The organism is Candidatus Paceibacterota bacterium, assembly GCA_041661305.1.
Taxonomy (GTDB): Bacteria; Patescibacteriota; Minisyncoccia; order Phycocordibacterales; family VMEP01; genus VMEP01.
Genome location: JBAZUR010000008.1, coordinates 1 through 4,581 on the forward strand (window position 1 = coordinate 1; position 4,581 = coordinate 4,581).

At 39.6% G+C, this 4,581-nt stretch carries 8 protein-coding genes; all 8 read right to left on the reverse strand.

The features are described from left to right. A partial coding sequence (locus tag WC724_03785) for a hypothetical protein (protein MFA6078105.1) occupies nt 1–640 on the reverse strand: 640 nt, incomplete at its 3' end. Beyond that, nucleotides 624–815 carry a hypothetical protein gene (locus WC724_03790; protein ID MFA6078106.1) on the reverse strand — a complete coding sequence of 64 codons (192 nt, stop codon included), beginning with the start codon at nt 813–815 and terminating at the stop codon, nt 624–626. The genes WC724_03785 and WC724_03790, both read right to left, overlap by 17 nt. 4 nt (nt 816–819) lie before the next feature. Then, a complete protein-coding gene (locus tag WC724_03795) occupies nt 820–1,563 on the reverse strand; it encodes a hypothetical protein (GenBank protein MFA6078107.1) in 744 nt (247 codons plus the stop codon). A gap of 46 nt (nt 1,564–1,609) precedes the next feature. Then, nucleotides 1,610–2,164 carry a hypothetical protein gene (locus tag WC724_03800; GenBank protein ID MFA6078108.1) on the reverse strand — a complete coding sequence of 185 codons (555 nt, stop codon included), beginning with the start codon at nt 2,162–2,164 and terminating at the stop codon, nt 1,610–1,612. Next, complete coding sequence (locus WC724_03805; protein MFA6078109.1) at nt 2,164–2,514, reverse strand: hypothetical protein; 351 nt, start codon at nt 2,512–2,514, stop codon at nt 2,164–2,166. Before WC724_03805 ends, WC724_03800 begins: the two co-directional genes overlap by 1 nt. 88 nt (nt 2,515–2,602) lie before the next feature. Continuing rightward, nucleotides 2,603–3,142, reverse strand: a complete 540-nt coding sequence (locus WC724_03810) for a hypothetical protein (protein ID MFA6078110.1) — start codon at nt 3,140–3,142, stop codon at nt 2,603–2,605. Nucleotides 3,143–3,529: 387 nt separating this feature from the next. Continuing rightward, complete coding sequence (locus WC724_03815) at nt 3,530–4,072, reverse strand: hypothetical protein (protein MFA6078111.1); 543 nt, start codon at nt 4,070–4,072, stop codon at nt 3,530–3,532. 81 nt (nt 4,073–4,153) lie between these two features. Next, nucleotides 4,154–4,581, reverse strand: a 428-nt coding sequence (locus tag WC724_03820; GenBank protein MFA6078112.1) for a hypothetical protein, incomplete at its 5' end; no start/stop codon positions are given.

A 4,581-nucleotide genomic window follows, 5' to 3' on the forward strand; every position in this document is an offset into this window, starting at 1 on the left:
CCGAAGAAGCGGGAATAGTGGTCGTTGCCAAGTGAGTACTTGAAGCCGTCCACATATGTCCTCCAGTCCAAGTATAATTATCTCCTGTTGCTATTGCCGAAGTCTGCCACGTTGGCTCTGTTGCATCACCATTACTTGTTAGGAATTGTCCCGAAGTACCAAATCCATTTACTACTTTGAAACCAGATGAACCATTACCGAGAATTACTTGCTTTGAAGTTGGTGAAGTCGTACCTGTACCGCCTTTTGCTACAGCGATGGCTGTACCACTCCATACTCCTGTTGTTATTGTTCCGATACTGGAAAGAGATGTAGCCGAAGTGAGGGCATTTGCGGTAGTAAGTCCTGAAAGTGTTGTTATGGAAGCAACGGAGGTCGTACCCGTTTCCATCGTTTTGTAGAGATTAGCATTATAGACTGTCGGGAAATTACTTATGACCGTGCCAGAAGTAATCTCTGAAAAAGCACCATATTTAGGCGTAAAATAACAGGAAATATGCCAAGAGCATTCCTTTACTCTATCTATTGCCTTTTGAAAAGGTGTTTTGAACATCTCATCTGTCGCAAGGGTAAAAGCCGAAGCGTTGAAAGAGAAAAGTACAAAAAAAGACAGAATTACTATTTTAATTTTTTGTTTCATTGACATAAGTTGTTGTATTTTTAGTTTCGTTTACTAATCCTATGTTTGGTGTTCCAAATGTTCCATTTTGTTCTCCAAAAGTTTCTGGGTGTTCTCCAAAAGTATCCGAAGCACCTCCTTTACTCACGTTGGAATAAGTTGTTGTATTTTTAGTTTCGTTTGTTAAGGTTATCATATATTTAACGACAACTTTCTTGCTTAACCTGTATTCTTCTCACCTCGTCTTTTGAACGCCTTGCGTATCTTGCAAGCATTTCTTTTTCTATTCGTAATATCTCATTTTGATATGAAACCACTCTGTCGGGCTTATACTGAATACAGTAAGGAATAGCGGACATATAGGAAAGTATCTCGTGATAGGTTGACATAAATCCGGGTACTTTTGTACCTGTCGTTACTTCTGCCGAAGTAAATACGCTTGCGGTTCTTTGGAAGAAGATTTTTAATCCTCCGGTCGTTGTTACTGAACCGGTAATAGGTGTTGGGTAAAGAAAAGCCGTATTTCCGCTTTTGTCATAATAAATCGGCATACCGGAAACATTTTCAAATTGCGATGGGTCTACTTTTCCGGTTCTATTAAGACTTCCCGATGAGTTTCCTATCGTGCTTCCCATATCTCTTTGGTCTATCGGAGTAAGAGCCTGAAAATTTCCGCTTGAATCTTTTGCTGATATTCCTATAAGGTCTAAAAGAGAGGCATCGAATGAATAACTTTGTTGACCCGATACAAGGTTTCCAATTCCAATAGGTAAATCAGTATAATTTGAATCATCAAACTGAAAATCACCATTTACGTTTATGAGTTTTCCAATTACCTTTTCGTAAGCGTTGTTTGTATTTATAAGAAGAATAGCATCACCGTAATCCGTTGATGTCGCACTGCATAGAAATCTAGTAAAAGTATTTATGTCTTGGATATTCATAGTTATTGGTTTATCACAATGCCCGTAAAGGCACTGTGTAAGCCAATTACTCGACTATCTGTTCCCACGTTGCTTGGCACTGTCCAATAGGGCTAAAAGTACCAATTCCACCCTGCATACCAACGACAATCCATTGAGAAGGTTCAAAGACGGTCTTTGGGTTTGTTCCTGCGATTATGGGAGAAGTAGATGCGATGAGGAAACCTTGCGCGTTTGCCGACAATTCCAATGTATTGATAGGAGTGGTCGTTGCATAAGCAGTCGCTGACTTTGCCATTGTAATCGTTGAGGCTGTCGTACTGCTTTTCTTAAACACAACGGAAGCGGAAAGCAGTGTACTTGTCGCTATTGGTGACTGAATGGCACAGACTGTCGTTGTAGAGGTGGTAAGTCCAGCCCTAGCCTTCCATACCCTCACTCCACCAACAGAGAAATAGGGAGAAGAAATATCCGGTTGTGAACTACCATAAGATGGCGCATTGAACGGAGGTATTTCTATGGGAGGTATATTAACGATAATTTGTTTGTTTACCATAAGAATGGTAAAAAACACAATTACAATTCCACCAACCACGCCGATAATTTTGTTAAAATTACTCATTATTGTGCGAGGTTATTTTTATAACTCAAGTTCGTTTCTTCAATCGGGTCTGGCGCGGTAGCCAATGAACGAAGTTCGGCGATTAACTTTGCTTGTTTTGCTTTGAATTTTTTAGGATTCTTATAAGCATATCCATTAAGAACTCTTGCAAATTTTTCCTGTGCTTTGCTTTTCCATTTTCCATCTTTCGGAGTAATGACAAGAGGTAACTCAACAGGACGCAAAACTTGCGGGTCTTCAACGATGATGTCATCACCATCAAGAGGTTTTGGAGTAACTTTAGGAGCCTCCACTTCAACTTCAATAGGTTCGACTACTTCGTCTTTTTCTTTTTTTTCTTTTTTAACCATAATATTTAATTTATTTAGCGGGTAGGGTGAGGGAACGTCGGCGGGGCATTCCCTCAACTTACCCGCTAAAAGCGAGTAAATGTTGATACTAGGCAAGGGTAATATCAACAGTAAGTCCTGCCGTTTGAGTCCATTGTTTGAACCCGACAAGTCCGTAAACAACAACTTCTTTTCCCGTCTTTGCCGTAACACCTTTTTCTTCATACTGAATACCACGAGGGGAGGCATAGGTTGATACTCCTTTGACGCCAAAGACACGATGTCCACTATTGGTAAGAGTAATTGTTCCGAGAGTGTCTGATACGAATGTTCCAGAGCGGACAACATAAATATCTACTCCGAGCCAATTACTTGCAAGACCATTTCGCAGTGCCAAGTCTGCCATATTCCATCCGTTTGTTCCTTGAGCAACGATAAGACCGGCAAGGTCGGTATTCTCAAGAACAATATACGTTCCTTTGTATGCATTCTGATAACCTGCTACTTTTGAAAGGAGAGCGGCGAAAATCGTCAAACAATTCGCTGCGGTTGTAAATCCTCCCGCTGGGGTAGTGTATTCTCCCGTTCCATCTTCGCAAAGATTATTCAGAACAAATTTATCAATTCCATACGCAATGGAATACATCATATTGTCCAAACGCGAGGCGGCGATATCAAATACTGCAAAAAATTCTTCGTGGGCGTAAATATGTTCCGCATAGATGACCTCATCGGTAACGGTAAGAGCGTCATCGGTTACTGTCCACGCGGTTACTGAATAAGTGCCGGCAACAGCTTGAATGGTAGCGGTTGGCTGTCCACCGTAAGGGTTTTGAATCCTTTTAAGGTCTGTTTTGTTTACATCGCAAATTTTTTCACAGACAAGAAAATTGCGGAGTACGATTTCGTATTGCGATTTTAGGTAGGCATCGCGGGCGCCATAGGTACTTTGTGTGTTCGTAAATTTATCAGTGTTTATAATTTAATTATATCAAATTATAAAGGAACTGCGTTACGGGGTTTATTAACCCGCCGATTATTTCACTCCTCTGCGAAGTTTCCACAACCTTTCCGCCTCACTACTTCCCGGAGCGGGGATTTCTCCCTTACTGAATTTATCGAGAATTGTTTGGTCGGAAACTTTACCCGATGAATTTCCTGATTTTCCAGTAAAAGTAGCTTGAGCAGTGCTTCTTTTTTCTTTTCTTATTCTCAAGACTTCTTTTATCTCATCATTTTTAATAGCTTCTTGAATGGAAATACCATAAGATTTAGATAACATTTTTATTGTGTCTAAATCTTCAATTTCCACACCTGCTTTGGTGAGAACAAAGACATCGGTTTGTGAAAGTTCGCCTTCTTTGGCTTGCGGTTTGTTTTTTAATTTATCTTCCGCAATTTTTGCCCTAATTTCTTGGTCAGTCGCTTTCTTTTCGGCTTTTTCGCGTTTGGCTTTATCAGCTTCGCGTTCGGCTTCCAATCGAGCAACTTTTTCTTCTAATGTTTCTTCGGATGTTTGAGTTTCCTCAATTTCCTGCGTGTCCTGTGAAGGGGACAAGTCTTTTTTTTCTTCTTCCATATAGTAAGTCGCATTTTTAAGAGCGCGAATGTATCTCTTATTACTTTAATTATAACATATTTTTAATAAAAATACCACCGTCTATTTTGAACTGTTTATTTTCATTACTTTTTCTTTTTCTTCAGATGTTTTTTCTTCTGGTGCTTCCGCCAACAAATTTATAGCTTTAAGCGAACCCTCTACATAACTTATAACCTCATTACGAGCGGACATTTTTATCCACACCTCCTCCGGTGTCATATTCGCAACGTCAATGATGGAATAAAGGTCGATAACTTCTTCCAGTGATGCCGTTATATCAATTTCGGGATAAAAAATCTTTCTTAACAACTTGAGTGTTTTTTCATTTCCTTTGAAAGCGTGTTTAAGTATCTGTACTTTTTCTTCTTGAGATAAAGGAACATTCAATATTTCAAATGGTGTTTCAGAAAGTACCCATAATTGTCCGAAACATACTTTGAGATGATTAAGAAAATCCGTCCTTGAAAGTACTCGTATTTTTACCTGTT